Source organism: Methylobacterium sp. Leaf111, assembly GCF_001423285.1.
Lineage (GTDB): Bacteria > Pseudomonadota > Alphaproteobacteria > Rhizobiales > Beijerinckiaceae > Methylobacterium.
Map to the genome: position 1 here is coordinate 1 of NZ_LMNE01000056.1, position 26,304 is coordinate 26,304.

The 26,304-nt window shown below is 70.1% G+C and carries 34 protein-coding genes; 5 read left to right on the forward strand and 29 right to left on the reverse strand.

Annotated elements, in window-relative coordinates; all coding sequences use genetic code 11:
• Positions 1–547 (forward strand): cupin domain-containing protein (locus ASF41_RS19390; protein ID WP_156653399.1); only part of this gene is annotated, 547 nt, incomplete at its 5' end.
• Positions 548–713: 166 nt separating this feature from the next.
• Here the strand turns inward: ASF41_RS19390 and ASF41_RS19395 are convergent.
• A complete protein-coding gene (locus ASF41_RS19395; protein ID WP_056211408.1) occupies positions 714–980 on the reverse strand; it encodes a DUF6894 family protein in 267 nt (88 codons plus the stop codon).
• Positions 981–1,241: 261 nt separating this feature from the next.
• On the opposite strand from ASF41_RS19395, the gene ASF41_RS19400 reads away from it, so the two are divergent.
• Positions 1,242–2,075, forward strand: coding sequence for a YdcF family protein (locus ASF41_RS19400; RefSeq protein WP_056378656.1), 834 nt, complete (start codon positions 1,242–1,244; stop codon positions 2,073–2,075).
• Here ASF41_RS19400 and ASF41_RS19405 read toward each other — a convergent pair.
• From ASF41_RS19405 to ASF41_RS19450, 9 genes are all read right to left on the reverse strand, one after another.
• Positions 2,033–2,296, reverse strand: a complete 264-nt coding sequence (locus tag ASF41_RS19405; RefSeq protein WP_056273630.1) for a DUF3253 domain-containing protein — start codon at positions 2,294–2,296, stop codon at positions 2,033–2,035. The genes ASF41_RS19400 and ASF41_RS19405 overlap by 43 nt on opposite strands.
• A gap of 134 nt (positions 2,297–2,430) precedes the next feature.
• On the reverse strand, positions 2,431–3,153 hold the full coding sequence (locus ASF41_RS19410) for a DUF599 domain-containing protein (RefSeq protein ID WP_055953252.1): 723 nt from the start codon (positions 3,151–3,153) through the stop codon (positions 2,431–2,433).
• 114 nt (positions 3,154–3,267) lie between these two features.
• Positions 3,268–3,546, reverse strand: a complete 279-nt coding sequence (locus tag ASF41_RS19415) for an acylphosphatase (RefSeq protein ID WP_056496193.1) — start codon at positions 3,544–3,546, stop codon at positions 3,268–3,270.
• Between the two features lie 168 nt (positions 3,547–3,714).
• Positions 3,715–4,146 (reverse strand): gamma-glutamylcyclotransferase, encoded by a 432-nt coding sequence (locus tag ASF41_RS19420; RefSeq protein ID WP_056354245.1) that lies wholly within the window; start codon positions 4,144–4,146, stop codon positions 3,715–3,717.
• Between the two features lie 79 nt (positions 4,147–4,225).
• Entirely contained in the window at positions 4,226–6,229 is a 2,004-nt protein-coding gene (locus tag ASF41_RS19425; protein ID WP_056272398.1) for an acetyl/propionyl/methylcrotonyl-CoA carboxylase subunit alpha, read from the reverse strand.
• Between the two features lie 199 nt (positions 6,230–6,428).
• Complete coding sequence (locus ASF41_RS19430; protein ID WP_056211400.1) at positions 6,429–6,863, reverse strand: hypothetical protein; 435 nt, start codon at positions 6,861–6,863, stop codon at positions 6,429–6,431.
• Positions 6,864–7,074: 211 nt separating this feature from the next.
• On the reverse strand, positions 7,075–7,497 hold the full coding sequence (panD, locus tag ASF41_RS19435) for an aspartate 1-decarboxylase (RefSeq protein ID WP_056496195.1): 423 nt from the start codon (positions 7,495–7,497) through the stop codon (positions 7,075–7,077).
• Between the two features lie 106 nt (positions 7,498–7,603).
• The gene (locus ASF41_RS19440) at positions 7,604–7,924 is read right to left on the reverse strand and encodes an AraC family transcriptional regulator (RefSeq protein ID WP_056496198.1); all 321 of its coding nucleotides are present in this window, start codon (positions 7,922–7,924) and stop codon (positions 7,604–7,606) included.
• Positions 7,925–8,652: 728 nt separating this feature from the next.
• Positions 8,653–9,276, reverse strand: coding sequence for a L,D-transpeptidase (locus ASF41_RS19450; RefSeq protein WP_056496206.1), 624 nt, complete (start codon positions 9,274–9,276; stop codon positions 8,653–8,655).
• Positions 9,277–9,457: 181 nt separating this feature from the next.
• Here ASF41_RS19450 and ASF41_RS19455 point away from each other — a divergent pair, with 181 nt between their 5' ends.
• On the forward strand, positions 9,458–10,387 hold the full coding sequence (locus ASF41_RS19455) for a histone deacetylase family protein (protein ID WP_056273632.1): 930 nt from the start codon (positions 9,458–9,460) through the stop codon (positions 10,385–10,387).
• A gap of 29 nt (positions 10,388–10,416) precedes the next feature.
• On the opposite strand, the gene ASF41_RS19460 is transcribed toward ASF41_RS19455, so the two are convergent.
• The 4 genes from ASF41_RS19460 to ASF41_RS19475 all read right to left on the reverse strand — a co-directional run bounded on the left by ASF41_RS19460 (position 10,417) and on the right by ASF41_RS19475 (position 12,673).
• Positions 10,417–10,614, reverse strand: a complete 198-nt coding sequence (locus ASF41_RS19460; RefSeq protein ID WP_056211391.1) for a hypothetical protein — start codon at positions 10,612–10,614, stop codon at positions 10,417–10,419.
• 23 nt (positions 10,615–10,637) lie between these two features.
• Positions 10,638–11,261, reverse strand: a complete 624-nt coding sequence (locus tag ASF41_RS19465; protein WP_056496209.1) for an acyl-homoserine-lactone synthase — start codon at positions 11,259–11,261, stop codon at positions 10,638–10,640.
• Positions 11,262–11,410: 149 nt separating this feature from the next.
• A complete protein-coding gene (locus ASF41_RS19470; protein WP_056211387.1) occupies positions 11,411–12,145 on the reverse strand; it encodes a LuxR family transcriptional regulator in 735 nt (244 codons plus the stop codon).
• A gap of 96 nt (positions 12,146–12,241) precedes the next feature.
• A complete protein-coding gene (locus ASF41_RS19475) occupies positions 12,242–12,673 on the reverse strand; it encodes a DUF488 family protein (protein WP_056273638.1) in 432 nt (143 codons plus the stop codon).
• A 215-nt stretch (positions 12,674–12,888) separates the two neighbouring features.
• On the opposite strand from ASF41_RS19475, the gene ASF41_RS19480 reads away from it, so the two are divergent.
• The gene (locus tag ASF41_RS19480; protein WP_056211385.1) at positions 12,889–13,758 is read left to right on the forward strand and encodes a GH25 family lysozyme; all 870 of its coding nucleotides are present in this window, start codon (positions 12,889–12,891) and stop codon (positions 13,756–13,758) included.
• Positions 13,759–13,834: 76 nt separating this feature from the next.
• On the opposite strand, the gene ASF41_RS19485 is transcribed toward ASF41_RS19480, so the two are convergent.
• The 7 genes from ASF41_RS19485 to ASF41_RS19505 all read right to left on the reverse strand — a co-directional run bounded on the left by ASF41_RS19485 (position 13,835) and on the right by ASF41_RS19505 (position 18,968).
• Positions 13,835–14,515 (reverse strand): hemolysin III family protein, encoded by a 681-nt coding sequence (locus ASF41_RS19485; RefSeq protein ID WP_056496212.1) that lies wholly within the window; start codon positions 14,513–14,515, stop codon positions 13,835–13,837.
• 106 nt (positions 14,516–14,621) lie between these two features.
• Positions 14,622–14,846, reverse strand: a complete 225-nt coding sequence (locus tag ASF41_RS19490; protein WP_056211382.1) for a hypothetical protein — start codon at positions 14,844–14,846, stop codon at positions 14,622–14,624.
• A 227-nt stretch (positions 14,847–15,073) separates the two neighbouring features.
• Positions 15,074–16,168, reverse strand: a complete 1,095-nt coding sequence (locus tag ASF41_RS19495; RefSeq protein ID WP_056496215.1) for a COX15/CtaA family protein — start codon at positions 16,166–16,168, stop codon at positions 15,074–15,076.
• A gap of 88 nt (positions 16,169–16,256) precedes the next feature.
• Positions 16,257–16,406, reverse strand: coding sequence for a hypothetical protein (locus tag ASF41_RS25735; RefSeq protein ID WP_200917650.1), 150 nt, complete (start codon positions 16,404–16,406; stop codon positions 16,257–16,259).
• Positions 16,407–16,485: 79 nt separating this feature from the next.
• Positions 16,486–16,839, reverse strand: coding sequence for a hypothetical protein (locus tag ASF41_RS25470; RefSeq protein WP_348271636.1), 354 nt, complete (start codon positions 16,837–16,839; stop codon positions 16,486–16,488).
• Entirely contained in the window at positions 16,764–16,949 is a 186-nt protein-coding gene (locus tag ASF41_RS19500; RefSeq protein ID WP_056211377.1) for a hypothetical protein, read from the reverse strand. Before ASF41_RS19500 ends, ASF41_RS25470 begins: the two co-directional genes overlap by 76 nt.
• 210 nt (positions 16,950–17,159) lie before the next feature.
• Positions 17,160–18,968 (reverse strand): adenine deaminase C-terminal domain-containing protein, encoded by a 1,809-nt coding sequence (locus tag ASF41_RS19505; protein ID WP_056496217.1) that lies wholly within the window; start codon positions 18,966–18,968, stop codon positions 17,160–17,162.
• Positions 18,969–19,292: 324 nt separating this feature from the next.
• Here ASF41_RS19505 and ASF41_RS19510 point away from each other — a divergent pair, with 324 nt between their 5' ends.
• A complete protein-coding gene (locus ASF41_RS19510) occupies positions 19,293–19,547 on the forward strand; it encodes a hypothetical protein (RefSeq protein WP_056211374.1) in 255 nt (84 codons plus the stop codon).
• A gap of 46 nt (positions 19,548–19,593) precedes the next feature.
• Here ASF41_RS19510 and ASF41_RS19515 read toward each other — a convergent pair whose 3' ends face one another.
• The 8 genes from ASF41_RS19515 to ASF41_RS19550 all read right to left on the reverse strand — a co-directional run bounded on the left by ASF41_RS19515 (position 19,594) and on the right by ASF41_RS19550 (position 26,244).
• Positions 19,594–19,809 (reverse strand): alkylphosphonate utilization protein, encoded by a 216-nt coding sequence (locus tag ASF41_RS19515; RefSeq protein ID WP_056378640.1) that lies wholly within the window; start codon positions 19,807–19,809, stop codon positions 19,594–19,596.
• 11 nt (positions 19,810–19,820) lie between these two features.
• On the reverse strand, positions 19,821–20,024 hold the full coding sequence (locus ASF41_RS19520) for a hypothetical protein (RefSeq protein ID WP_056211367.1): 204 nt from the start codon (positions 20,022–20,024) through the stop codon (positions 19,821–19,823).
• Positions 20,025–20,116: 92 nt separating this feature from the next.
• Positions 20,117–20,881, reverse strand: coding sequence for an SOS response-associated peptidase (locus ASF41_RS19525; RefSeq protein WP_056496220.1), 765 nt, complete (start codon positions 20,879–20,881; stop codon positions 20,117–20,119).
• A gap of 86 nt (positions 20,882–20,967) precedes the next feature.
• Positions 20,968–22,656, reverse strand: coding sequence for a methyl-accepting chemotaxis protein (locus ASF41_RS19530; protein WP_056496223.1), 1,689 nt, complete (start codon positions 22,654–22,656; stop codon positions 20,968–20,970).
• A gap of 93 nt (positions 22,657–22,749) precedes the next feature.
• Positions 22,750–23,754, reverse strand: coding sequence for a magnesium transporter CorA family protein (locus tag ASF41_RS19535; protein WP_056211361.1), 1,005 nt, complete (start codon positions 23,752–23,754; stop codon positions 22,750–22,752).
• A gap of 10 nt (positions 23,755–23,764) precedes the next feature.
• Positions 23,765–24,625, reverse strand: a complete 861-nt coding sequence (locus ASF41_RS19540) for an NAD(P)-dependent oxidoreductase (RefSeq protein ID WP_056211359.1) — start codon at positions 24,623–24,625, stop codon at positions 23,765–23,767.
• A 3-nt stretch (positions 24,626–24,628) separates the two neighbouring features.
• Positions 24,629–25,489, reverse strand: coding sequence for an SDR family NAD(P)-dependent oxidoreductase (locus ASF41_RS19545; protein ID WP_056496226.1), 861 nt, complete (start codon positions 25,487–25,489; stop codon positions 24,629–24,631).
• The gene (locus tag ASF41_RS19550; protein ID WP_056496229.1) at positions 25,486–26,244 is read right to left on the reverse strand and encodes an enoyl-CoA hydratase-related protein; all 759 of its coding nucleotides are present in this window, start codon (positions 26,242–26,244) and stop codon (positions 25,486–25,488) included. The genes ASF41_RS19545 and ASF41_RS19550 overlap by 4 nt, the downstream gene beginning before the upstream one ends.
• Between the last annotated feature and the right edge of the window lie 60 nt (positions 26,245–26,304).

A 26,304-nucleotide genomic window follows, 5' to 3' on the forward strand; every position in this document is an offset into this window, starting at 1 on the left:
CGCCGTCCGGGGCCGGGTCGAGACCATCGACACCCATGGCAGCCTGATCCACAGCGAGGGCGAGCACCTGACGACGGTGGTGGGGCTCGACGACGTCGTSGTGGTCACGACSCCCGACGCCGTGCTGGTGACCTCGAAGGCGCGATCGGGCGAGGTGAAGGATCTCGTCACACGCCTGCGCGCGCAGGGCYACCCGGAGGCGGACGCCCATCGGCGGATGTACCGGCCCTGGGGCTGGTACCAGCGGATCGACCTGGGCGAGCGCTTCCAGGTCAAGCGGATCATGGTAACGCCGGGCGGGCGGCTGTCGCTGCAGAAGCATTTCCACCGGGCCGAGCACTGGGTCGTGGTCAAGGGCACGGCGGAGGTCACGCTGAACGAGTCGGTGGTGCTGGTGCACGAGAACGAAGCGATCTACCTGCCGATCGGCTCGATGCACCGCCTGACCAACCTGGGCAGGATCCCCCTGGAACTGATCGAGGTCCAGGTCGGCTCCTACACCGGCGAGGACGACATCATCCGCGTCGAGGATATCTACGGACGCTGAGACCGCCGGGCGCCCTCCCCGAAAGCCTTCCTGTAAGGCCGCAGGGGCACTGACGGCTCCGCGATACCGGTGCAGGACGATCGTCCGAGTCCCCACCGCCACCGAGAAATCGGCTTCCGAGGAGGACGTGCTGGGACGAAAATCACCGCGCGTCGGTCGGACGTCGTCAGGCTTCGTCCGGAATGACCTCCACCGCGCCGTCGACCCGCTCGATATCGAGTGAGAGATGGGCCCGGAACAGGACCTGCGCCTCTTCGCCCCGCACGATCGCCAGGTAGTCCTGTCGCTCGGTCTCGACGCTGAATTCCTGCGCGATCTTGGCCATGATGCGCACGAGCTTCGTGCGCACCGCATCCTCGTCGGACAATTCGAATCCGACCTTGTCCTTGACGAAATTGGCTCCGTCGTGGAGGTCGATGAAAAAGCGTGGCATTGACAATATTACCCGTGGGAATTTATCCCACTCCATGAAATTAACCTAAGCCGTTCGCGGATCAAGAGCAATCGGTGGTCCTTGCGTAGGGCTGATCCGGGACGGATTTGTCAGCTCCATCGTCTATGCGAGTGGGCATGACGATGTCTCGGTTCGCCTCTGTCCGATGCGCTGGTTCGCGCTACCGGGTAACGCGCGGGACAAGGCCGTGGCCGTTGCGGTATCACGCCTCACCTGCCCACCCGCTCCGGTTGCCCGTGCATGTTCTTTCCCTTGTCGAAGCTGCTGTACTTCCTTGTGACGCCGTCGAACGCCCTTGCCCTGCTCGTGCTGCTGGGGATCGGATTGGCGACAGGGGGATGGCTTCGGAGCGGGCTCTGGATCGGCGGCCTGGCGGCCATGATCCTATTGGTCGCCGGCCTCTCACCCCTGCCCGTCCTCATCGCCCTGCCGCTTGAGGAGCGATTTCCCGCATTCGTCGACGATGGTGCACCGGTCACCGGGATCATCGTTCTCGGCGGCGCGATCGAGACCCGGCTTTCGGCGGATCGGGGACAACTCCTCCTCAACGACGCGGCCGAGCGACAGGTCGCGATGGCGGATCTGGCCCGGCGCTATCCCCAGAGCCGTCTCGTCTTCACCGGCGGAAGCGGCAGCCTCGGCGGCAGCAAGGCCTCGGAATCCGAGATCGTCGGTCGCTACGCCGACACGATGGGGCTGCCGCGCACCCGGCTGATCCTCGAGGATCGCTCGCGCAACACGCGCGAGAACGCGCGCTTCACCGCCGACATGGTCAAGCCGCAGCCGGGAGAGCGCTGGCTTCTCGTCACGTCGGCCTGGCACATGCCCCGGGCGATCGGCTGCTTCCGCGAGGCCGGCTTCGCCGTCACCGCCTATCCCGTGGATTATCGCACCGGCGGTTGGCGAGACGTCCTGCACGTCAATGCCTTCGCGTCCGAGGGGTTGGCGCTCCTGGACATCGTGACCAAGGAGTGGTTCGGTCTCGTCGCCTATCGGCTCAGCGGCTACACCGATGCCCTGCTGCCGGCGCCTCAGGCCTCGTCCGGCGCCGGGGCCGCGGCTCCGAGCCGATAGACGCCGCGGAAATCGTCCGGGTCTTCAACCGGCTTTCCCTTGCGCAGGATCGCGACTTCGCCGGCCTTGGTCATCCGCACAGCGATCCGGCGGATGGGCTGCATCAGGGGGCTCCAGCCCTCCGGCTGCGGTCCCCCGAGTTCCCGGGCCACCTCGGACGGACAGATGGTCTTACCGGCCTCGCGAGCCGCGAGAAGACGCAGGATCGTCTCCGCGATCAGCGTTTCGGACGGCCCCTTGCGTTCCGGGCGACCCGTCGATTTCGGTTCCGGCTTCGCCGCGACCTTCGGGGGCGCCTTCGCGGCGGGGATCTTCGGGGAGGAGGTGCGCTGGCGCGTGGGCTTCTTGGAAATCGTCATGGCTGCCATCCCTGCCCTGTCCCGTCGTCTTCCGCCAGCAGGGCGGCGCGAATTCGCGAGGCGAATTGCCGTCGCCACATCACCAGCACCACCGCGGTGGTGGTCAGCATGAGGAGCCAGGGGCTCACGAACCAGCCGAGATAGGCCAGGGCGAAGAAGAAGGCGCGCTGGCCGCGCGCGAAGTGGCTTCCGGCGGCAATGTTCATCGCGGCCGCCTTGCGCGCCGCGCGGAGCATCTGCTCCGGCGTCGCATCCGAACCTTTCGGCGGTACCGCGCCGAGGAGGATCGCGCCGTAATTGAACAGCCGGTAGGCCCAGGAGAACTTGAAGAAGGCGTAGACGAAGACGACCGCGAGGCCCGCCACCTTGATCTCCCAGGTCAAGCGCGTGGCGATGGCGCCGAAGGGGAGCGTACCGAACAGGGTGAGGACGTCGTCTCCCGAGCGTGACAGGGTCAGGACGCCGCCGAGGGCGATGAGCGAGGTCGAGGCGAAGAAGGCCGTCCCGTTCTGGAGGGAGGCGTTGATCGTGGTGTCGACCACGCGGTTGTCGCGCCCGATGAGCTGGCGCGTCCACTCCGCCCGCTGCGCATTCATGATCTGGCTGAGGCTGGTGCGGCGCCCGCGCATGCGCGCCACCGCGATGCCGTAGCCGGCCCAGGCGGCCACGAAGTAGCTGAGGGCCGCGAGGTCGAGATAGGAGAAGTCGGCGGTCAGCATCGCGTCCGGTCTCTCGACGACCGATCGCCGGGCGCCCCGCCCGGGCGCTAGCGCGGAAGCCGACGCCCTGTCCAGACGAAGGGGGGCCGGATGTGTCTCACCCGGGACGAAGCGTCAGCGGATCGCGAAACCGGTCTGCGGCGGTGCGACCGCAGGCTCCGTCACGGCGATGTCCGTGACGCGGGCACCGGGCGGACCCTGGCGGCAGGCGTCCAGCATCCGTGCCACGGCGTCGGGGGCTCCGGAGAACAGGGCCTCGACGGACCCGTCCGGGCGGTTGCGGACGAACCCGGAGAGGCCTTGGCGATCCGCCTCGCCGCGCGTCCAGAATCGGTAGCCGACGCCCTGGACCCGGCCCCGGATGATCACCGCGACGGTTCGGATCTCGGGCATCGCAGTCTTGTCCTTTGTAGCATCGTTGGGCGGCGGCGGTCCGGAAGACGCGATGGCACGCCGCCGAGGGAGAGGGACCTGCGCGCGCAGGACTCCGTTCGGACTTGCCCCGTCTTCGACAGCCCGAAGCCGGACCCGTGCGATCGAAGACCATCCGGGGAGCATGGCTCAACCGGCGCGCCCGCGCTGCCAGGCCTGTAATTCCGCGCGATAGACGGCCGGCAACTGTGCGGCGGTCGCCGCGGCGAGGACGGCTTCGAGGTAGCCCGGACGGGGCGCCCCCGTGGCGCTGGTGCCGCCGAGATAGATCAGCGCCCGCTTCGAACCGCCCGGCACCGAGACCGGCTGCATCGCCTTGATGTAGAGGCCCGAGGCGACGCCCTCGTAGCGGTCGAGGGCCGGGACGTCTCCGAGGGCGAGATCCCACAGTATACCATGCACGGTCGCGCGTGGGTCGCGCACCACGGAGGCGTAGCCCTCCCGCATGATGATGAAGCGGTGCCGGTTGAGGCGGCCCTGCCCGATCAAGGTCGAGCGCGGGCAGCGCGCGGCCATGGCGCCGGCATCCATGTTCGCGCCGTAGGCGAAGTAGAGGGGCATCGACCGGGTCCAGGGCGTCCGGCCCGGGCCGCGCCGCGTCCCGGGACGGGAGGCGACGCGGCCCGGGGCCGGCCGCGCGTCAAGCGAATTCGAGGATGACCGCGTCGACCGCGAGGCTGTCGCCTTCCTTGGCGGCGATCTTGGCGACGGTGGCGTCGCGCTCGGCCCGCAGCACGTTCTCCATCTTCATCGCCTCGACGATGGCCAGGGGTTCGCCGTTCTTCACCTCCTGGCCTTCCTTGACCAGGATCGCCTTGACGAGGCCGGGCATCGGGCAGAGCACCTGCTTGCCGGAGCCGGCATCCTCCTTGACCGGCATCAGGGCGGCGAGGGCCGCCTCGCGCTGGGTGTAGACCCGGGCCTCGGCCGCGGCGCCGGCGTGCTGGAGGGCGACGCCGTTGAGGAGGCCGCGGACCTGCATCGCCACGCGGGCCCCGCCGATCTCGCCCTGCCAGACGGGTTCGCCCGGGCGCCAGTCGGAGGAGACCGGCCAGGTGGTGCCGTCGGCGCCCGTGACGATCAGGGTGCCGCCGACGGCGTCGACGGTAACCGGGTAGGATTCGCCCGCTAGGACCACGACGCGGTCGCGCTCGAAATGCAGCAGGGCCGGATCGCGCATCTGGCCCGAGATGCCGCGCTTGCGCTGGTTCATCTTGTGGTCGATGGCCGCGGCCGCGGCCGCCATGCGCTGGGCGATCGCGCCCTTCGGCTCGGGGGCGACGAAGCCCTCGGGGAACTCCTCGGCGATGAAGCCGGTGGAGAGGTTGCCCGAGCGCCAGCGCGGATGCGCCATCAGGGCGGCGAGGAACGGGATGTTGTGGCGGATGCCCTCGATGGCGAAGGCGTCCAGCGCCTCGCCCTGGGATTCGATGGCCTCGGCCCGGGTCGGGGCCCAGGTGACCAGCTTGGCGATCATCGGGTCGTAGTGGATCGCGATCTCGCCGCCCTCCTCCACGCCGGTGTCGTTGCGGACGATGGCGCCGCCGAACTCGCCTTCGGCCGGCGGCCGGTAGGTGGTGAGGCGCCCGATCGAGGGCAGGAAGTTGCGGGTCGGGTCCTCGGCGTAGACCCGGCTCTCGACGGCCCAGCCGTTGAGCTTCACGTCTGCCTGGCCGAGCGGCAGGGCCTCGCCGGCCGCGACCCGGATCATCAACTCGACGAGGTCGAGGCCGGTGATCATCTCGGTGACCGGATGCTCCACCTGCAGGCGGGTGTTCATCTCGAGGAAGTAGAACGACTTGTCCTGGCCGGCCACGAACTCGACGGTGCCGGCGGAATCGTAGTTCACGGCTTTTGCCAGCGCGACGGCCTGCTCGCCCATCTTGCGGCGGGTGGCCTCGTCGAGGAGCGGCGACGGCGCCTCCTCGATGACCTTCTGGTTGCGGCGCTGGATCGAGCACTCGCGCTCGCCGAGGTAGATCACGTTGCCGTGCTTGTCGCCGATCACCTGGATCTCGATGTGGCGCGGGTCGGTGATGAACTTCTCCACGAAGACGCGGTCGTCGCCGAAGGACGAGGCGGCCTCGGACTTGGCGCGGGCGAAGCCCTCCGCCACCTCGCCGGAGGAATGGGCGATGCGCATGCCCTTGCCGCCGCCGCCGGCGGAGGCCTTGATCATGACGGGATAGCCGATCTCGTCCGCGATGGTGACCGCGTGCTCGGGGCTCTCGATGACGCCGAGGAAGCCCGGCACGGTGGAGACCGTCGCGGCCGAGGCCGCCTTCTTGGATTCGATCTTGTCGCCCATCGCCGCGATGGCGGCGGGGTTGGGGCCGATGAAGACGATGCCGGCCGCTTCCAGCGCGCGCGGGAAGGATTCGCGCTCGGACAGGAAGCCGTAGCCCGGATGCACGGCCTGGGCGCCGGTCTGCTTGCAGGCGTCGATGATCTTGTCGATGAGCAGGTAGGACTGCGCCGCCGGGGCCGGACCGATGTGCACGGCCTCGTCGGCCATGGCGACGTGCACGGCGTCGCGGTCGGCATCCGAGTAGACCGCCACGGTCTTGATGCCCATGCGCCGGGCGGTCTTGATGATGCGACAGGCGATTTCGCCACGGTTCGCGATCAGGATCTTGTCGAACATCTTTCCGCGCACTCTGGTCCGTCAGGGAACATGCGGCGTCTTGCAAACGCCCAAGCTGGTTCCCGTTAAAGCAGTTATGCGGCTTCGGGAAGCTGATCGATCCAGGCCGGGGGCCTGTTTATGCACGGCCACGACCGACAATCTCACGGTGCGATGCACCATATGATTTTGAATGCGAAATATCAGGGGCTGGCGGCTTCTAAGCAGCCAGCAATTCGCGCATCCGGTCGCTCTCGGCGGTGGCGCGGTTGGCTGCCAGCGCGAAGGCGATGAGGGCTTCGTCGCTGGCCTGGGCCTCACGCACGACCTCGCGGGCGAGGCGGGCGGCGAGACGGGTCGGGCCGCTGCCGGCGCGCAGGCTGCCCACCAGCCAGGCGGCCACGCCCGCATCGATGTAGCCGGTGGGGCGCTCGCCCCAGACGGCGAAATCCACCACCGACGCGACGAGGTAGTCGCCGAAGCTCGTATCCGCGAAAGTGACGATGCGCTCGAGGGCGATCAGCATGTCGGCCTCGTCGCGGCACACGAAGCCATCGGGGAGGATCTCGCGCGCCAGGATCTGGACGTCCTCGGCGGTGATGCAATCGGCTGCAACGATACGGTTACAGAAAACCTGAAGCGAAAGGTTGATCATCTCTTGATGCCTCCCCGGCTTTATCTTGGCCGGTCTGTGTCCCTGTCGATGGTTCGACTATGCAGGACGGCATCGTTCAAGCGGTTAACGGGCAAATCTGAATCACTGTTCAGGTTAAAGCCTGCTCACGAATGAGCCTTTCGAAATCCTGATGCTCCGGGGCCGGCGCACCCTCCCCGCTCCGCGGGCCGCGGGCGGAGCGAGCGCCCCGTCAGCCCGCGATGCCGGGCCCGAGGATGCGCATGTCGAGGCGTCCCTCGGCGTCGCGGAAGACGTCGTAGGTCACCCGGTCACTGATCGCGTTGTCCGGGCCGAAGATCAGCACCTTCGGCTTGCGCGCGATCACGTCCTCGATGGAGCCGTAGGTCGCGGAGGCGATGATGACCTCGTCGCCGACCTGGCAGGTGCGGGCGGCCGCCCCGTTCAGGATGCAGCAGCGCGATCCCGCCGCGCCGTAGAGGACGTAGGTGCTGATCCGGGCGCCCGACATCTTGTTCCAGATCTCGACGAATTCGAGGGGATCGAGGCCGACCTCCCGGCAGAAGTCCGCGTCGAGGGTGATCGAGCCGTGATAGTTCAGGTCGGCACCGGTCACCCGGAGGCCGTGCAATTTGGCGCGGACGAAACTCTGCATCGGTCTGGCTCTCCCTCGTGCGGTCGCGTTGTTAATCGGCGCCGTCGCGGGAGGCCAGGTCTATCTGGCGCCGACCGGATCGCTCAGGAGAGACGGGACGATCCGGTCAGGTCCCGGATCCAGCCCCGCAGGTGATCGGATTAAAGGTCCTCCAAGAGGCGCCCCTCCGGGGCCCGGACTTCCGCGCGGATTTGCCCGGCGCGACGCTGTAGGTGCCCTTGAAGGCCCGCGCGGCATGGCTCGGCGTAGCGAACCCGAGGGTCCAGACCAGATTCGAAATCCGCACGTCCCTGCCGCTGCGGAAGATGGCCGAGCGCAGGCGGGCCACGCGGCGACGCAGGATCTCGTGCCCGACCCTGCCAACCGGGACGAAGGCCCGGTAGAGGGCGCTGCGGGACAGGCCGGAGCCGGAGGCGACCGCGCGCATGTCGAGGTCCCGCCGCCCCAGATGCGCGCCGCCTCGCGCTAGTGGACGGCGCCGGCGATCTGCCGGTCACGCAGGAGCAATCCGGCGGCGCGGCGCCCCCTCACGGCGGCCTGGAGGCGGTCGCCGATCCGCGAGACCGTCGAGCCGATCGCCTAGAGGTCGTGGTAGGCCGCGAAGCGGTCCGGCGCATCCGGGGCGAAGACGGCCTGGCTCACGGCGGGCCGCTCGGCGCCCGGCGCGTCGACCGGGGGGCGTCCGGCGCCCCAGACGCGGCGGGCGCTCCGATGATCCTGTCCGCATCGCCATCCCCGCGCGCACCGCGCCTGCCTTGCAGGCAGGGCTCGGCACATGCGAGGGCCACCGGGCACGCCAGGTGTTCGTGAGCGTTTCGGGGGTCGCGCCTTCGTGCCGGGACGTGCGGCCGGGTGCCCGGGCATCGACCGTCCCGGCGCCATGACCTCGCCCGGAACGGCCGTCTCGGGCGCGACGACGTCGCGCTCCCGTTGTGCCTGCCGGTTCTCGCAGCGCAGGCGAACGCGCTCATCGTCACGTCGGGATCGGCCGTCGGCGGCTCGATCCGCCTGGTTCGTGACGGCGAACCCCCGCGCGAGGCGGTCGGCGTTCCGCCGGCCGACCGTCCCGCCGGGCGTCACCGCGGGATGCGCCTGGGGGCTCTTGCCGACGAACGACCCGCCGCGACCGACAAACCACCCGCGCTTGGTTAAGTGTCAGCGCACCACCACCTTCGCGCCGATCGGCACCCGGTCGTAGAGGTCGACCACGTCGTCGTTGCGCATGCGGATGCAGCCCGAAGAGACCGCCTGACCGATCTTCTCCGGCTCGTTGGTGCCGTGGATGCGGAACAGCGTGTCCTTCTTGCCCTCCGCGAGATAGAGGGCGCGGGCCCCGATTGGGCTCGTGGGGCCGCCTTCCAGGCGCTTCGGCAGGTCGGGCCGGCGGGCCAGCATCTCCGGCGGCGGGTTCCAGTCCGGCCATTCACCCTTGCGGTCGACCTCCGCCGTCCCGGCCCAGGCCATGCTGGCATGGCCCACGGCCACGGGATAGCGCACGGCCTTGCCGTCGGGCAGCACATAGTAGAGCCGCCGCTCCTTGGTGACCACGATGACGGTTCCGGGCGCTTCCCGCGTCGGGTAGTCCACGGTGGCGCGGGCGATCTTCGGATCGACGGGGGCGCTCGGCGCGAGCTTCATCCAGGCCTTGTCGCGCTCCGGCCCGCTCAGGGGGGCGGGCGCCGCGGCGAGCGGTCCGGTCGCCCCCGGATTGGTCCGGGTGTTGCAGGCGCCGAGCGGCAGCAGCGTACCGATCAGGAGGAGAAGGGCGGGCGCGCGCATGGATGAGGGCCTGTCTCGACCCGCCGGTCACCGGGCGCGGTCTGATCGATTCGTGTTCGGACAGGTCTTGCACAACCCGAGCCGAGCGCGCATCCCGGCAACGTGATCATGCGCAAGATGTGATACATTGGCATCATCTGTTGTCTTAAAGCGACAGATCGGCGGCCGCAAAGGGATGACCGTGACGACGCTGTACGTGAGCCACCCGTCCGCCCTCGATCACGCCATGCCGGAAGGGCATCCCGAACGCGCCGACCGGATCCGGGCAGTGGAGCGGGCCCTCGAGGACGAGCGCTTCGCCGGGCTTGTCCGCGGCCAGGCCCCGAGGGCCGAGACCTCGGTGCCCACCCTGGTCCATCCCGTGCCCTACGTGCAGGCGATCATCGAGGCGTCGCCGACGGAGGGCTACGTCCAGATCGACGGCGACACCCTGCTCTCCCCCGGCACCGTCGAGGCGGCCCTGCGCGGGGTCGGCGGCGCCGTGCACGCGGTCGATGCCGTGATGGCGGGCGAGTGCGCCAATGCCTTCGTGGCCATGCGGCCTCCGGGCCACCATGCCGAGCGCATGACCGCGATGGGGTTCTGCGTCTTCAACAACGCCGCCATCGCGGCGCGCCATGCCCGCGAAGCCCACGGGGCGAGCCGGGTGGCGATCGTCGATTGGGACGTCCACCACGGCAACGGCACGCAGGACATCTTCTGGGACGACCGCTCCGTGATGTACGCCTCCACCCACGAGATGCCGCTGTTTCCGGGTACGGGCGCCGCGTCGGAGCGGGGCAACCACGACACCATCGTCAACGTACCCCTGCGGGCGGGCGACGACGGCCCGGTCTTTCGCGAGGCCTTCGAGGCCGGCATCCTGCGCCGCCTCGACGCCTATGCCCCCGACCTCATCATCATCTCGGCGGGTTTCGACGCCCACCACCTCGATCCCCTCGGCCATGTCGAGCTCACCGAAGCCGATTTCGGCTGGGCGACCCGCCGCCTGATGGCGCTGGCCGATCGCCATGCCGGCGGGCGCGTCGTCTCGGTCCTGGAGGGCGGCTACAGCCTCAAGGGGCTCGGCCTCTCCGTCGCCGCCCACGTGGATGCGCTGATGGGGCGCTGAGTCTCCGGCGCCGGTCCGCCCGTTCGCCCTCAGGCGACCGGCTCCGGGACGAGGGCCGGATTGTCCGACGGATCCGCCATGGCGACGGCGATCTCGAACAGCAGAAGGTCGATCAACCGCCGCATCACCGGCGTCCCGGCCTCCGCGATGACGGCCCGCGCCGCGATGCAGTGGGCGGCGAGGACGTCGAAGGCCTCGCCCTTCGGTGGCTGGATCAGGGTGAGCATGGCAGGTCCTTTGCGGCCGCGCGTCAGGCGGCGAGGTAGGGGTAGGTCGGAGCGAGGACGGAGTCCGTCCGCCCCGTGAGGGCGCGCAGGCGTGCCAGCGTCCGCTCGTCGAATTCCGCGGTGGCCGCGATGATGTCCTCGCCGCTGATCGATTGCGGCAGGCCCAGCGGCCGGGCCCGGAAGTGGAGCTGCACCACGTGCAGCAGGTAGAGGGTCGGCATTTGCAGCACGAGCTGGCGCACGCCGTTGGCGAGGCCCCACTCGACGATGCCGGAGAGCAGGGTGAGCGAAACCAGATTCACCGCCTTGCCCCGTCCGCGATGGGACCGGGCGACGGCCTGGCGCGTCCATTCCCAGGTGTCGTGGCCGCAGGGCAGCGCCACCTCGCAGAGCTGGGGCAGCACGTCGGAGAGGAGGTGCGGCCGTGTCGTCGGCAGGAGCCGGCTGTAGCCGATGACCCGCCCCGCCTCGATGGCGAGGAAGTGCATCGCGTGGGCCGTGTCGAACTGGTCGATCTCGCGCCCATCGGGACGAGCGAGGTCGAGCCAACGCCTTTCGTCGACGAAGATCGCGTGCCTCAGGCGCCAGACCTGTTCCATTTCTTCGCGGAAGCAGTATTCATTCGCGGGTGTCACGATCTGAATCATGTCGAAACCTCCGTTCCGAGGCCGGTTCTGACATGATCGGGACCGTCACAAACCTACGGGAACCCGTAGGTCGACGCCGCGAGGCGTGCGGGATCGACGCCGGCGGACCCTGCGCGGGTGGTCGCGATGGCCCCCGCGAGGGGGCCGCGTCAGGTGATCAGTCCACGCCGCAACGCCACCGCGACCGCCTGGGTCCGGTTGGTGGTGCCGAGCTTCGTCCGGGCCGAGCGCAGGTGGAAGTCGACCCCGTGGGTCGAGATGCCCATGACCTCGCCGATCTCCCAGTCGGTCTTGCCCTCCGCCGCCCATTGCAGGGCCTCGCGCTCCCGCGGCGCGAGCCGGGCGGCCCGCGCCGCCCCCGCCGGGCCGCGCAGGCGCAGGAGATGGCCGAAGGCGTAGGTGGCGATGAGGTGGAGCATCGGCCGGTCGCCGGGATTCAGCCCGAGGCGTTCGCCCGAGAGGCTGAAGCCCGCCATGTCGCCGTCGAGGGTCATCAGCGGGACCGTGATCCCGTCGCGGAGGCGGAACTCGCCCGCCTCCGCCATCACCCGGCGGGCGCCGGCATCGTCGCCGAACCGCTCGCCCAGCTCGCTCCAGGCGAAGGGCGCCGTGCTGTGGGCGAGGTGACGGACCGTGGGGTCGTGGAAGGCGTAGCCGCGCGCCAGGTAGCGCCGGCCCCATTCCTCCGGGAAGGTGTTGACCAGGATGTGTCCGTGCTGCTGCCGCGCCGGCGTCCCCTTGCGGGGAATGGTCCCCGCCATGGCATGGGACACGCCGTGCGCCGCGAATTCCGTCACCAGCAGGCGCCCCACATCGTCGGTGCTCGCGGTCCGGTCGAGGGCCCGGAGGAAGCCCAACGTCTGATCCAGCGCCTTGCGCGTCATTGCAAATCCGGCATCGTCACCCCCGGTTGAGTGAAAACCGGATAACTCTAGATTGTCAACGCGCCGATGGCCTACGTGTGGCGAGGGCAGCGGGCGTCACCCGAACAGGTCCACCGTCGTGAAGCCCCGCGCCTGCATCCGCTCGGCGAGGACGCGGCGATGGCAGCGCGCCGGCTCGCGCTCGAAGCAGAGCAGGCAGATCGGTGTGCGGTCGGCCAGGGCACAGAGTTCGTCGAGGGCGAGGCCGCCATCGGCGGTGTCGAGCACCTCCTCGCAGTAGATGCGCCGCATCAGCGCCGCATCGTCGGCGCGGGCCGCCTGTCGGCCGGCCTTCGGCGTGCCGAGGCTGCGGGCATGGGCGTAGCCGATGCCGGACTCCTCCAGGCTGGTGCGCAGGGCGGTCTTGGAGAAGCCGCGCTTGCGGGAATTCGCCACGGCGCGGACATCCGCCAGGGTTCCCACCTCTGCGTCCTTCAGAGCCGCGATCAGGCGCTCGGGATCGAGACCTTCGTACCCGATGGTGAACAGAACCTTCACGGCACCCTCCTGTGTCCCAAACCCGCAGGCACGGCCTGCACTTAGGGGGTGGTGCCCGTGGGGGCCAGGGTGGATGCCGACCGCCTATGTGGCTTGCCCGACATGGCTTCCGGAAATCCGCCGCATTGCCGTCAAAGGTCTGTTAACCGCGCCCGGGTCATCCCTTAGCCATTGGTAGCGCGTAGAAGCTGGTGGGTCGGGCAACGATGCGGCTGTGGAACGGGACTGCCCCGGCACGTCAGAACCAGCGTGCGCCGCTGACCGCCTTGCGCGCCGGATTGCGGCGCGGCGCGGCGGTCGCCGTGCTGTCCGCCCTCGCGGCCTGCTCGGGGACCACGGATTTCTATCCGACCAAGGGCGATGCCAAGCCTCATCCCGGCGTCGCGCGGGCCAAGCAGCACCCGGTCCAGGGCATCGACATCTCGAAGTGGCAGGGTCCCGTCGACTGGATGTCGGTGCGTGCGGCCGGCACCCAGTTCGCCTTCATCAAGGCGACGGAGGGCGGCGACCACGTGGACGAGCGCTTCCGAACGAACTGGGACGGGGCCGCGCAGGCCGGCGTGCCGCGGGGCGCCTACCATTTCGTCTTCTGGTGCCGCTCGGCCCAGGACCAGATGGCCTGGTTCAAGAAGAACGTCCCCAACGACCCGACCGCCCTCCCCCCCGTCCTCGACGTGGAGTGGAACGGCCATTCGCAGCTCTGCCCGAAGAAGCTGCCCAAGGCCCAGGCCCTGTCGATGATCCGCTACATGCTCGACGAGATGGAGCGCTACACCGGCAAGCGACCGATCATCTACACCGACATCACCTTCCACAAGGACGTGCTCGAGGACGAGCTGCCGGACTACCCGCACTGGGTCCGCTCCACGGCCGCCGAGCCGGAGCAGCGCTACGTCAAGCGCAAGTGGATGCTATGGCAGTTCACCTCGACCGGGCGGGTGCCGGGCGTGCGCGGCGACGTCGACCGCAACGCCTTCTACGGCACCCCCGCCGAGTGGGCCTCGTTCCTGTCGACGGATTGCGATCCGCGCGAGCACCGCAACCTTGCCGATCGCGGACTCTGCACGGGCAAGTAGCGCCAGGGGACGTTCCCGGCCTCGAACCTCTGGCCGACTCCGAGCACGGCGTCCCGGCGTCGGGCCCGGTCGCCCCTCAGGCGCCGGCGCCCATCACGGTCGCCATCACGGTCCCGTAATGGCAGGCCGTCGCGGCGAGGACGAAGGCGTGCCAGATCGCGTTCTGGTACGGCAGGCTGCGCCAGACGTGGAAGACGACCCCGAGGGAGTAGAGGACGCCGCCCAGGGCGAGCATCCAGAGGGCATCGCTGCCGAGTCGGCCGATCACCTCGTCGTAGGCGACGACCCCGCTCCACCCGAGGGTGAGGTAGAGCCCGATGGAAACCCGGTCGTAGCGCCCGGGCAGGAGCAGCTTCAGGGCGATGCCGATCGCCGCCACCAGCCAGACCGTGCCGAGAAGGCTCCACGCCGGCAATCCGTCGCCCACCAGGGCGACCAGGGGCGTGTAGGTGCCGGCGATCATCAGGTAGATCAGGGCGTGGTCGGCGCGCCGGAGCAGCCATTTCCGGCGGGACACCGGCCACATGTTGTAGGTGGCCGAGACGCCGAGCATCGAGACTAGGCCGGCCGCGTAGATCGTGACCCCAGCACGCTCGAGGAGCGAGAGCGGCGAGAGGGCGGCGATCACCACGATGGCGATGGCACCCGCTACGCCGAGGGCGACGCCCACGACGTGGACGGCGCCATCCGCCAGAATTTCTTTCCGGGTATAGTTCCAGGTCACTCCCGTTGGGCGTCCGTCGTCCGCTAAAAGCATCGCCGACCTCCGGTATATCCGTTGAGGCTACGCTTGAACCTGTTGCCGCGTTCCCCGCGACAACTACCGAGTTGGAGCGATCAACAGGAATCTCTTCGGGCGAGGACTAGCCCGGAAGGATGTTGGGATAACGGTTCGCGATGGCAACGGCCCAGACGGCGCCGAGCAATCCCGTCAGGCCGAGGGCCAACCAGGCCTGCTTGCCGTGACGGCGCTTCGCCGGGGATGGGGTCTGACCGGCGGAGGCGGCTGTCCGGGGCTCGGAGGTCGTCCGGGTCTCGGAGGGGGTCGGCTCGGATGCGGGCGTGCGCCGGGTCTCGGTATCCTGCATGCAGGGATCGTCCTCTCGCGGTTCAGGGGCGTCGGACGAGGGGGGGGCGAGGGCTCCGGCCGCGTTCCGACGGGGGTCGAACGTGCGGGGGCCAGAGTGGTTCGTTGCAGTGCGGTCGCGATGTGGCGATCCGCACATGCCGGGCCTCGGCCGCATCCGTCACGCGATCGCGTCGATCCGGCAACCGTGTCGCTCAGGGAGCTCTGTCGATCACGCTGCCCTGCCGATCACGCCGTTCTGCCGGTGAGCGTTTCGTAGCCGAAGGGGGTCGACGGGCGTCCGAGGGGCGCCGGGACGTGGGATCGGGCCGCTCGCCGGGCATGGACCGTCGCCATCGTCAGCACCGCCATGGCGAAGACCTGATGGGCGAGCGCGGCCCAGAGCGGCACGGCCAGCAGCAGGGTGGTGATGCCGAGGACGGCCTGGGTGAGAACGAGGGCGGCGATGCCGGTTGCCCGGCGGCCCATGCCCGAGCCCGGGCGCGCCCGGCGGGCGTCGAACGCATGAACGAGGGCCACCGCCAGCAGCAGGTAGGCGGTCAGGCGATGGTTCAGCTGCACCAGGGCGAGGTTGTCGACGAAATTCTCGATCCAGGGCGTCCCGGCGAAGAGCTCCGCGACCGGCGGGATGAGGTGCCCGTCCATGGTCGGCCATGTGTTGTAGAGGAGACCAGCCTTCGAGCCCGCCACGAGGCCGCCGAGGAAGATCTGCACGACGACGAGGGTCATGATGGCCAGGGCCGTCCGGCGCAGGCGGGGCGGATCGACCTCGACGGCGGCGTCCGGCGCCCGCAATCCGGCGGCGAGCCAGACCAGACCGGCCAGGATCAGGCTGGCGGTGGTGAGGTGCAGGGCGAGCTTGAGGGGCGCCACGGCGGTCATCCCCGGCTGCAGGCCGGAGGCGACCATGATCCAGCCGATCGCGCCCTGGAGCCCGCCCAGGAGCCCGAGGCCGAGGAGGCCGAGGCCGAGGCGCCGGGTCAGGGCGCCGCGCCACCAGAACCAGAGCAGCGGCAGGAAGAAGACGAGGCCGACGATGCGGCCGAGGAGGCGATGGCCCCATTCCCAGGCATACAGGACCTTGAAGTCCGAAAGCCCCATGCCCTGGTTCAGGATGCGGTACTGGGGCGTGTCGCGGTACTTGTCGAACTCCGCCGCCCAGGCCTCGGCCGAGACGGGCGGAATCGCCCCGGTGACGGGGCGCCACTCGGTGATGGAGAGCCCGGAACCGGTCAGGCGGGTGGCGCCGCCGACGGCGACCATGCCGACGACGAGGACGGCCAGAACGTAGAGCCAGATCCGCACGCCCCGTAGGCCGGGCATCACGCCGGTCGCCTGTTCGCCTGCTCGCACCACGTCGCTCCTCGCATCCCGCCCGGGCGCCGGACGGCGCGCCTCGGATGGATGCGGGTTAAGCGAGGTAGGCGCTGTGGGCAACGCTCAGCGACGACGCACCGGGGGCCAGGCCCTCGGCATCCAGCTCGCGCTGGCGGCTGAGCGACAGCATCTCGAGCACGGCGATGACGATCCAGGGCCCCGCGATCCCGATGAAGAACGTCATGCCTGCGAATCCTCCGGCGCGCCACGCGCGACAGCGAGAATAGGCGACGCACGGGGTTCGGCAAGACGCGAGGGTGCCCTCAGAGAGCCGCCCGCGCCAACTTCCAGGCCAGGAAGGCCAGGACACCGGCACCGAGACACCGCCGCCACGGATTCACGCCCCGCGCGACCTCGTCGACGGCCCACCATGCCAGGGCCGCCGCGCCGAGAATACGCAGGTAGGGACCGATTCGGCCGCCGGGCCCGTCGAGCCAGCCGACCAGCGCGCAGCCGATGAAGATCAGCAGCGGCGCGTTCGGCCATTGTCCGATGGTGATTGCACCGGTCTTCCGGTCGCGAAAGAACCAGTCGATCGCGTTCAGGTCGGCACCCCGCTCTCGGCCTTGCGGGCCGGGGCGCAGATCTGCGGCGACACCTTGTCGAGATGCTCGCAGGCATTGCGCAGGTACCACGCCCGTAATTCCGGCTGGCCGGGGGCTACGTACATGCCGACGAGGACGAAGGCGACGGCGCCGACGAGGATGAGGGTGAGAAGACTACGCATCGGGGCAACTCCCAGGACCGGTCTGGCGCCCCTTCCGTCCACCCGATCGTCGGGCGATCCCAAGTCCGGGTAAGCCCGGGACAAAGAAACAGCCCGCGCGCCGATCACGGCATGCAGGCTGTGTAAGCTTGGGAGGATCGAGAGGCTGTTGAGACCTGCCTGACAACGGGGAGACCCTGCTCTGGTTCCCGCGCGTGGAGCGGGAAAACGTCAGGCCGCCTGGAACAGGGGCACGATCCGCATCCCCGGCACCAGGACGAGACCCTTGTCGGTGATGCGGATCTCCGGGATCACCGAGAGCGGGATGAGGTTGAAGCCCATATACGGAATGGTGCAGCCGGCCCGGTCCCAGGCCTCCTTCAGGATCCGGACTTCCTCGGCCACGGCGGTGACGCGCTTGTCCGACAGGAGCCCCGCCACCGGCAGCGGCACCAGGGCGACCACGGCCCCGTCCTCCACCACGCAGACGCCGCCTTGGATCGCGCCGAGGGCATCGAGGGCGACGCGCATGTCGCCCTCGTTCAGGCCGGCGACGATGACGTTGTGCGAATCGTGGCCGACGCTGCTCGCCACCGCGCCCCGCTTCAGCCCGAAGGCCCGCAGCAAGCCGTGGGCGACGTTGCCGGCCCGGCCGTGGCGCTCGATCACGGTGACGAAGCAGAGGTCGTTGGCCCCGAGGGTTGAGGGCCAGTCCGGTCCGGGCACGAGGTCGACGATCTCGTGGGTGAGCTCGATGCCCGGCAGCGTGGTGCGGATCGCGTTGACCCGGCACGGGCCAGTCGGCAGGTCCGGGGTTAGGGCCGGCAGCGGGTCGGGCAGGTGCATGGTGGCGTAGGCCGGCGCGGGGTAGCGGTAGGGCCGCGACAGCGCGGCGTCGAGCAACGGCGTGATCCGGCGGTCGTCGACAACGAGCTCCCCGCCGTACCAGGTGGACTGGGGCACGAGGTCGTCGTCGAGGAGCACGAGGTCGGCCCGGCGCCCGCCGCCGAAGCCGCCGATCTCCCCATCGAGGCCGTAGCGGGCGGCGGGGTGCAGCGAGCCCATCGACCAGGCCTGGACCTTCGGGACGCCCATGCGCACCGCCTCGCGCACGACCCAGTCGAGGCCGAAGGCGAGGAGATCCTGCGCGTCGCGGTCGTCGGTGCAGACGCAGATCCGCTTGGCCGCGGCGCCGTAATCCAGGATTGTGCCGATGGCTTTCGGCAGGCTGTGCCAGGGCGTGGTCGGCGGGCCGCCGCGCAGGTAGATCCAGATTCCGGCCTCCAGGAGGTCGTCGGCGATGTCGCGGTCGATCGCCTCGTGCGTGTCGGTGACGCCGCTGGCGGCGTAGGCCGCCACGAAGTCGCGTCCATAGATGTGGCCCGAGACCGGGCGACCGCGCTCCAGGGCGGCCTGGATGATGGCATGGGCGCGGGGATCGCCCTCGCAGACCGCCACGAAATCCATCTTCTCGCCGAGGCCGATCGCCTCCGGCCAGGCATCGAACAGGGCCGCGATCTTGGCGGCATCGAGGTCGCCGCCCGCGGTCTCCAGTTCGGGCGAGGTCGCCGGCACCGTGCTGGGCACCGTGAGGTAGATGTTCAGGGGCGCCGCGCGGGCATCCTCCAGCATCCAGGCGATGCCGTCGGCGTCGAGGACGTTGCCGATTTCGTGGCTGTCGCAGACGATCGTGGTGGTGCCGTTGAGGAGCGCGGCCTCGGCATAGGCACAGGCCGTGACCATGCTGCTCTCGATGTGCAGGTGCGGGTCGACGAGGCCCGGCGCGAGGAGCCCGCCGCCGAGGTCGCGCCGGGGCGCATTGCCCCGGTAGGTTCCCGCCGGCTTCACCGCCGCGATCCGCCCGCCGGCGATCCAGACCTCGCGATGCGGCAGGATGCGCTCCGAGTAGGTCGAGAGCAGGCGGGCGCCGGTGAGGACGCGGTCGGGCTCCGCGCGGCCGGCGGCCACGGCCGAGAGGTGTCGCGTCATCCGGCTCAACGGTTCGACGGAGAAGCGCGTCAGCGGTCGCGTGTCGGTCATGCGGTCTCCCGGCTCCGTGGCACTCGACGTGTCCGTCGGATTTGGCGTGCGCCGGGGCCGCCACGCCGGCCCGGCCGTTCCGCGGCGCATGCATCGTGCCAGACACCGGGCCCGGCGGACAGGCGGTGCGACCCGGCGAAACGGGTTGCCAAGCGGGAGCGGCGAGACCATTTAAGACAGATGCCGATCGCGACCACGCGTCGCTCGATCGGAGACGGCCACGAGGCCGGGCCTGGGTGACGCCGGATGTACGCGCACCCGCCCCGCCCATCCGTGGCCGTCGGCGTCTCTTCCCCACCCCTGCAGTTCGAGCACCGTCCCGTCATGGCCAAGCGTACCAAGTCGAAACCGCAGGAGCGCGGCTCCGTCCTGTTCGACGTCGTCTATGACGACGAGTCCCGCGCCTCCAACCGGCGCGTCCCCATGGAGATCCTCGGCGGCCTCGACGGCGACGAGCCGGCCCGCCAGCTCATCGAGGACCAGGACCGCGCCATTTCCGAGAAATCCGGTCGTCCCCTGCGGGCGATCCGCAGCCTGACCCGCTCGCCCGCCCGCGTCTCCACGGCGTCCGACGAGTAGGCGCTCGCCAGGCCGGCCTGCGGCGCGGGGCCGGCGAGGCCCCGCCTCAGGCCTTCTTGAGGAATTCGGCCCTCAGCACGAGGCCCTTCACCTTCTCGGCATTGCCCTCGATCTCGGACGGATCGTCGGTCAGGCGGATGTTCTTGATCAGCGTACCGCGCTTCAGGGTCGTCGAAGTTCCCTTCACCTTCAGGTCCTTGATCAGCGTCACCGCGTCGCCGTCGGCGAGCTTGGTGCCGTTCGCATCCCGGGTCTCGTCCATCGCCCGCGCCCTCAGCTCTCGGGACGCAGGTAGGGTCGGCCGGCATCCACGAGCGCCCGGTCCACGGCCTCGATGGCAAGGAGGATGCGGGTGAGGTCCTCGGCCGCCGAGGGCGCCGCGACCTCGCTGCTGCCGATCCGCCGGGCGAGCGCAGCGCGCTGACGGGCCAGGCTGTCCCGCGCCCGGTTCATCTGGTCGATCTCTTCCGCCGTCATGCTGTGCTCCCCTGAACGCCCGGCCGGGCCGCGGGAGCGATGCGACCTTTGGGGGCCGAACGCAAGGACGGCGTCGTCCCGAGGGTCCCCCTTCAGAACAGGGCACCCTGCGCATCCTCGTCGCTGGAGCGCGGCTGCGCGGCGGGCGGGGCAGACCGCCCGGCTTCGCCCCTCTGCGGCCGGGCCAGGGGCTCGATGAGGTCCGGCGCATCGATGCGGGCGTCGTTCACCCGGGCGCTGACGGGGTCCAGCGTGAGCCAGTCATCGGGACAGGGGCGGCACAGCTTCACCGCGGCGTCCGGCTCCGTGTCGCGGGTGTCGAGCCAGGAATCGATCTGGTCCGGCGCGAGGATCGCCGGCATGCGGTCGTGCACCGCCGCCATCGTGCCGTTCGCGTCCGTGGTGACGACGGCCGCCGTGTCGACCTCCGAGCCGTCAGCCCCGAGCCAGTTTTCCCAGAGGCCCGCGAGCGCCATCGGTGCCCGGTCGGCGCGGCGGATCATGAAGGGGGTCTTCGTCGCGGCCTTGCCCGTCCCCTCCCGGCGCCACTCGTAGAACCCGTCGGCCAGGAAGACGCAGCGGCGGTGGCGCAGGGCGCCGCGGAAGGTCGGCTTCTCCCGCAGGGTCTCGGACCGGGCGTTGATGACGAGGGGGAAGTCCTTCGGGTCCTTGACCCAGCTCGGCCACAGACCCCAGCGCACCAGCCGGAACCGGCGCCGCCCGCCCTCGGACAGCACCACCGGCACCGGCTGGGTCGGCGCCACGTTGTACCGGGGCGGGAAGTTCGGCAGCTCGGGATAGCCGTAGAACGCCCGGAAGATGTCCGGAGCCTGGGCGATGAAGAAGCGTCCACACATCCGCGGACGATCCGCAAATTCGACCCGATGGGCAAGGGGCTCAGGCCCCCCGGGGCGACGGATCCCCCGGCGGCGCGTCGCCGGCCTCAGGCGGCGCGGACGCCGGCGAGGAAGCGGCCGACCTCCTGGCCGAGATGGTCGGACTGGCGCGCGAGGGCCGAGGCGGACGCCAGGACCTGGCTCGCCGCGGCGCCGGTTTCCTCGGCCGCTCCCGCCACGCCGGCGATGTTGGCCGTGACCTCGCCCGTGCCGGTGGCGGCCTGCGCGACGTTGCGCACGATCTCCTGGGTCGCCGCGCCCTGCTCCTCGACGGCCGCCGCGATGGTGGTCGCCACCGCGCTAATCTCGTCGATCCGGCCGCGGATGGCGTCGATGGCGTGCACGCTCTCGGCCGTGGCGCCCTGGATCCGCGCGATCTGCGTGCTGATCTCGTCGGTGGCCCGGGCCGTCTGCCCGGCCAGTTCCTTCACCTCCGTCGCCACTACGGCGAAGCCGCGCCCCGCTTCGCCGGCCCGGGCCGCCTCGATCGTGGCGTTCAGCGCGAGGAGGTTGGTCTGACCGGCGATGTCGGAGATCAGCTTGACCACGTCGCCGATCCGCGCCGTCGCGCCGCTGAGTTCCTGCACCAGGGCGGCGGTCGTGCCGGCCTCGCGCACGGCGGCGCCGGCGAGCTCGGCCGAGCCCTGCACCTGGCGGCCGATCTCCTGCACGGAGGAGCCGAGCTCCTCGGCTGCCGCCGCCACCGTCTCGACGTTCGAGGCCGCCTCCTCGGCGGCGGCGGCCACCGACAGGGAACGCCCGGCGGTCTCGCTCGCGGTGCCGCTCATGGCCTGGGCGGTCGCCTGCAACTCGCTCGCGGCCCTGCCCACGGAGTCCACGATGCCGCCCACGGCACGCTCGAAGCCGTCGGCCATCTCCTGCATCGCCTGGCGGCGCTGGGCCTCGGCCCCGGCCCGGGCCGAGGCCGTGTCCGCCTCGAGGGCCTTCATGCGGATCAGACTCTCCTTGAAGACCTGGACGGCGTCGGCGATGCGGCCGATCTCGGTGCCGGTGCCCTGGTGCGGGACCGTCACGGCGAGGTTCCCGGCGGTGAGCGCCGTCATCGGCTGCACCACCGAGTCGATGCCCCGCGTGACGCTGCGGATGATCAGGGTCGCGAGCAGGACCGCGAGCACGACGGCCACGCAGAGGGCCGCCAGCGCGATCGACGTCGTCTGGGACGCGAGGGCGACGCCCTCCGCCTCGGCCTGCGCGGCGCCGGCGTCGTTGATCTCGATGAGCTTCTCCAGGGCGGTGGAGGCGCGCCGCCGCGGCTCGACGCCGTCGGAGAGGTAGAGGGCGTAAGCCTCGCCCTTCGGGGAGGTGCGGGCGGCGGCGACGATCCGGTCGGCCACGCCGAAGAAGGTGGTGACCTCCCGCCTGAAGGCCTGGAAATGCCCGCGCTCCGCATCCGAACTGATCAGGCGCTCGTAGCTCTTGGACAGGGCACCGACCTGTTCCCGGCGCTTGGTCATGTCGGCCTCGATCTTGGCCTGGTCGCCGGCATCCGTGGTCTGCGTCACGCGCAGTAGGCTCGTGGTGTAGCGGGCCAGGGCGACGTCGATCCGACCGCTCACCTGCACGCTCGGAAGCCAATTGGTCTGGACGGCGGTGAGTAGTGCGTTGATCCGTCCGACACCGGACATTCCAAGCCAGCCAATTGCGACGATGAAGAATGTGATGATCGCGAAGCTGGCAACCAACCGAGTGCGGATGGTCAGGGTCTTGAAGGTCATGGAACCGCTCCAAGAGCATGCATCCGCCCTCCGGATCATGCCAAGCGCGGTTACATTGCATCGGCATCCTTAACAGGATGCATCGGATACTCGCTACAACCAGCGTTTCCAGCGGAAGAACACGTATGGAAGGACAGCCGCCACGACCATCATCACGACCGCCATCGGGTATCCGAATCCCCAATCCAATTCGGGCATCGCCTTGAAGTTCATGCCGTAGATCGAGGCGATCAGGGTCGGCGGCATGAACACGACCGCCATGACCGAGAACAGCTTGATGATGTTGTTCTGCTCCAGGTTCACCAGGCCGAGCGTGGCGTCGAGGAGGAACTGGATCTTGGAGGACAGGAAGGTGGCGTGCTCCTCCAGGGACTGCAGATCGCGCAGGGTGGAGCGCACGTCCTCGCGCAATTCGCGCGGCGCCTTGGCGGTGCGGTAGGTCGCCGAGAGCGAGAGCAGGATGCGCTCCATCGAGACGAGGCTCTCGCGCTGCTTCGAGATCAGGTCGCCGTGGCGCCCGAGCGCCCGGAGGGTGTCCTGCAGGGCGGTGTTGCGGGCGCTCGGGTCCTCCTTCTCCTCGAAGATCTTGCCCGAGAGGCGGTCGATGCGCTCCCCCTGGAGCTGGAGCACGTCGGCCGCCCGGTCGATCACCGTCTCGATCAGCCCGGCCAGGATGGTCTCGCCCGAGGGCACGGCCGAGGGGCCGTTGCCCGTCGAGCGGCCGGCCCGCTGGGTGTACATCCGGAAGGCCTGCGGCTCCTCGTAGCGCACCGTGACGAGGCGGCTGCCGCGCAGGATGAAGGTGATGCCGGCCAGCCCCGGCTCCTCGGATTCGCTGACCTTGCTCAGCACCCGGCCGGTCATGTAGCGCGCCCCGTCCTCGACGTAGAGGAGTTCGGAGGGCTCGATGTCCTTCATCTCCTCGCGGGTCGGCACCGAGATGCCCATGAAGACCTCGACCTTGAGGTCCTCCTCCCGGCTCGGCCGCACCATGTCGAGCCAGACGGTGTCGTCGGGGATCGGCTCCTGCAATTCGAGGGAACGGCGCTCGAGCAGGGTCTGCCCGGCGCCGGCGACCGGCTGGTGGATGAAGATCACGCGGGATGTCTCAGGCGAAGGCCCCGGGAGGCGGTGTGCTCGCATCCGGCACGAAGAAGTCCGGCGCAAGAGGAATGCCGGGTGTGACCCGGTATTTTGAAAAGTCCGTGACACCCTGCTCCGCCAGGAAGCTGTCGTCGATGAGGAAGCGGCCCGTCACCGCGCGGGCGGGCAGGCGGAACAGCGCGTGGGCGGCGTCGGCCAGGATCTCGGGCGTGCGGCTCGCCTGCATCAGCGCCTCTCCGCCCAGCAGGTTCTGCACCGCCGCCGTGGCGATGGTGGTGCGCGGCCAGAGAGCGTTCACGGCGATGCCCTGGCGCTTGAGCTCGCCGGCGAGCCCGAGCACGCAGAGCGACATGCCGTACTTGGCGATCGAGTAGGCGAGGTGCGGCGCGAACCACTTCTCCGCCATGTCGAGGGGCGGCGACAGCATGACGATGTGCGGGTTTTCTGCCTTGGCGAGGTGCGGGATCGCGTACTTGCTGACCATGTAGGTTCCGCGCGTGTTGACGCCATGCATCAGGTCGAAGCGCTTCATCTCGGTCTCGGGCGTCCGGGTCAGCGCGATCGCGCTGGCGTTGTTCACCACGATGTCGATGCCGCCGAAGGTCTCGGCCGTCCGGGCGATGGCGGAGGCGACGCTGTCCTCGTCGCGGACATCCACCAGGAGCGGCAGTGCCCGGCCGCCCGCCGACTCGATGGCGGCGGCGGCGGTGTGGATGGTGCCCGCCAGCTTCGGATGCGGCGCGTCGGTCTTTGCCGCGATGGCGATGTTGGCGCCGTCGCGGGCCGCTCGCAGGGCGATGGCGAGTCCGATGCCGCGGGACGCCCCGGTGATGAACAGGGTTTTGCCCTGCAGCGAATCGCTCATGTCTCAGCTCTCCTCGGCGTTGATCTGGAACCGGGCCGGCTGCGTGCCGTCCGCATCGGTGAAGCCGTATTCGGCCGCGAGGTCGCCCCCATGGAGGATCTGCCCGGCCCGCGCCGCCACGGCTGGGTCGGCCGCCAGGGCGGCCAGCGCCCGGCCGGCATAGAGCGGGCTCTCCGTCGCCCGGTCGGCATGGCCGATGTCGACGGCGCGCTCGGTGCGCACGAAACCGGGGGACAGCCCGAGCGCCGTGACCCCGTGCGGCGCCAGTTCCTCGGCGCAGGCGAAGGCCAGCCGGTTCGTGGCCGCCTTGGTCAGGTCGTAGAAGATGTCGCCGAGATAGCCCGGCGCGGTGTCGAACGAGACGAAGGCGATGAGGCCGGATTTCGCCGAGACCATCGCGGGGGCGACGGCGCGGGCGAGGAGGAGGGCCGGATAGGGGCCGCTCCCGAAGAAGTCCGAAAACGGTTCGGCCGAGCGGCGCCAGAACGGCGTGCCCCAGGCGGCGCCATCGGCGTAGCGCTCGCCGTCATAACCCTCGTTGCCCCCCCAGACGCTGGAGACCGCCACGTCGATGCGCCCGAACCGGCGCAGGGCCCAGTGGACCAGGGTGTCGACGGCGCGCTCGCTGGTGTGGTCGCAGAGGTAGTGATGGCCCTCGCCACCGGCGGCATCGACCGCGCGGGCGGTATCCTCGATGGTCTCGGGCCGCCCCTCCGTGCGTGGCCCGGTCTCGCTGGACCGGGCGGTGACGATGACTGTGGCGCCGGCTTCGCCGAGCCCCCGCGCCAAACCACGCCCGACCCCGCGCGAGGCGCCGGCGACGAGGCAGATCTTTCCGCGCAGCAGGTCCGGCGCGGGGGTCACGCCGGCTTGGCCCGGCCGAGGAAGCGCGCGAAGGCGGCCTGGGCCTCGGGCGACCGCAGGCGCTCCTCGAAGGCCACGGCCTCGGCCTCCAGGGCGGCGTCCAGGGCGGCCTGGTCGCCCCGGATCAGCGCCCGCGTCGCCTGCACCGCCCCGCGCGGCAGCCCGGCGAGGCGCGCGCCCTGCGCACGGGCATGCTCCAGCAGCAGCCCGGCCGGCATCACCCCGTTGACGAGCCCGAGACCCAGCCCCTCGTCCGCGTCGAAGGGCTGGCTCAGGAGCAGCATCTCCGTGGCCTTCAGGAGCCCGACCCGGCGCGGCAGCAGGTAGCTCGACGCCGCCTCCGGCACGAGGCCGAGTTCCACGAAGGGCATGCGGAAGCGGGCCGCCGGGCTGGCATAGACGAGGTCGCAGTGCAGGGTCAGGGTCGTGCCGATCCCCACCGCGATCCCGTCCACAGCCGCGATCATCGGCGTGCGCGTGCGGGCGAGCTGGCGGATGAACTGCAGGGCTGGCGCCTCGCGGAACGGCTTGCTCGCGCCCGCGACGAAATCGGCGAGGTCGTTGCCCGCGCTGAAGGCGCCCGGCGCCCCGGCGAACACCACGGCGCCGATCGCATCGTGATCGTCGGCCTCCACCAGGGCGGCGCGCAGGGCGTCGTACATGGCGCCGGTCAGCGCATTCTTCTTTTCGGGCCGGTCGATGCGGATGAGGCGGACGCCGTCGGCGGTATCCGCGATCGCGATGTGCTCGCTCATGGTGCCCTGCCCTCCTGGATGGTGTTCGATCCGCGCGAGTGCGACGCTCGGCGGGGCCGG

Bases quoted from the DNA above. Each gene is read 5' to 3' on its own strand.
- ASF41_RS19395 (WP_056211408.1), bottom strand. From the start codon at position 980: ATGCCACGCTTTTTCATCGACCTCCACGACGGAGCCAATTTCGTCAAG.
- ASF41_RS19400 (WP_056378656.1), top strand. From the start codon at position 1,242: ATGTTCTTTCCCTTGTCGAAGCTGCTGTACTTCCTTGTGACGCCGTCG.
- ASF41_RS19410 (WP_055953252.1), bottom strand. From the start codon at position 3,153: ATGCTGACCGCCGACTTCTCCTATCTCGACCTCGCGGCCCTCAGCTAC.
- ASF41_RS19415 (WP_056496193.1), bottom strand. From the start codon at position 3,546: ATGCCCGAGATCCGAACCGTCGCGGTGATCATCCGGGGCCGGGTCCAG.
- ASF41_RS19420 (WP_056354245.1), bottom strand. From the start codon at position 4,146: ATGCCCCTCTACTTCGCCTACGGCGCGAACATGGATGCCGGCGCCATG.
- ASF41_RS19425 (WP_056272398.1), bottom strand. From the start codon at position 6,229: ATGTTCGACAAGATCCTGATCGCGAACCGTGGCGAAATCGCCTGTCGC.
- ASF41_RS19430 (WP_056211400.1), bottom strand. From the start codon at position 6,863: ATGATCAACCTTTCGCTTCAGGTTTTCTGTAACCGTATCGTTGCAGCC.
- panD (WP_056496195.1), bottom strand. From the start codon at position 7,497: ATGCAGAGTTTCGTCCGCGCCAAATTGCACGGCCTCCGGGTGACCGGT.
- ASF41_RS19440 (WP_056496198.1), bottom strand. From the start codon at position 7,924: ATGCGCGCGGTCGCCTCCGGCTCCGGCCTGTCCCGCAGCGCCCTCTAC.
- ASF41_RS19450 (WP_056496206.1), bottom strand. From the start codon at position 9,276: ATGCGCGCGCCCGCCCTTCTCCTCCTGATCGGTACGCTGCTGCCGCTC.
- ASF41_RS19460 (WP_056211391.1), bottom strand. From the start codon at position 10,614: ATGCTCACCCTGATCCAGCCACCGAAGGGCGAGGCCTTCGACGTCCTC.
- ASF41_RS19465 (WP_056496209.1), bottom strand. From the start codon at position 11,261: ATGATTCAGATCGTGACACCCGCGAATGAATACTGCTTCCGCGAAGAA.
- ASF41_RS19470 (WP_056211387.1), bottom strand. From the start codon at position 12,145: ATGACGCGCAAGGCGCTGGATCAGACGTTGGGCTTCCTCCGGGCCCTC.
- ASF41_RS19480 (WP_056211385.1), top strand. From the start codon at position 12,889: ATGCGGCTGTGGAACGGGACTGCCCCGGCACGTCAGAACCAGCGTGCG.
- ASF41_RS19485 (WP_056496212.1), bottom strand. From the start codon at position 14,515: ATGCTTTTAGCGGACGACGGACGCCCAACGGGAGTGACCTGGAACTAT.
- ASF41_RS19490 (WP_056211382.1), bottom strand. From the start codon at position 14,846: ATGCAGGATACCGAGACCCGGCGCACGCCCGCATCCGAGCCGACCCCC.
- ASF41_RS19495 (WP_056496215.1), bottom strand. From the start codon at position 16,168: ATGCCCGGCCTACGGGGCGTGCGGATCTGGCTCTACGTTCTGGCCGTC.
- ASF41_RS25735 (WP_200917650.1), bottom strand. From the start codon at position 16,406: ATGACGTTCTTCATCGGGATCGCGGGGCCCTGGATCGTCATCGCCGTG.
- ASF41_RS19500 (WP_056211377.1), bottom strand. From the start codon at position 16,949: ATGCGTAGTCTTCTCACCCTCATCCTCGTCGGCGCCGTCGCCTTCGTC.
- ASF41_RS19505 (WP_056496217.1), bottom strand. From the start codon at position 18,968: ATGACCGACACGCGACCGCTGACGCGCTTCTCCGTCGAACCGTTGAGC.
- ASF41_RS19510 (WP_056211374.1), top strand. From the start codon at position 19,293: ATGGCCAAGCGTACCAAGTCGAAACCGCAGGAGCGCGGCTCCGTCCTG.
- ASF41_RS19515 (WP_056378640.1), bottom strand. From the start codon at position 19,809: ATGGACGAGACCCGGGATGCGAACGGCACCAAGCTCGCCGACGGCGAC.
- ASF41_RS19520 (WP_056211367.1), bottom strand. From the start codon at position 20,024: ATGACGGCGGAAGAGATCGACCAGATGAACCGGGCGCGGGACAGCCTG.
- ASF41_RS19525 (WP_056496220.1), bottom strand. From the start codon at position 20,881: ATGTGTGGACGCTTCTTCATCGCCCAGGCTCCGGACATCTTCCGGGCG.
- ASF41_RS19530 (WP_056496223.1), bottom strand. From the start codon at position 22,656: ATGACCTTCAAGACCCTGACCATCCGCACTCGGTTGGTTGCCAGCTTC.
- ASF41_RS19540 (WP_056211359.1), bottom strand. From the start codon at position 24,625: ATGAGCGATTCGCTGCAGGGCAAAACCCTGTTCATCACCGGGGCGTCC.
- ASF41_RS19550 (WP_056496229.1), bottom strand. From the start codon at position 26,244: ATGAGCGAGCACATCGCGATCGCGGATACCGCCGACGGCGTCCGCCTC.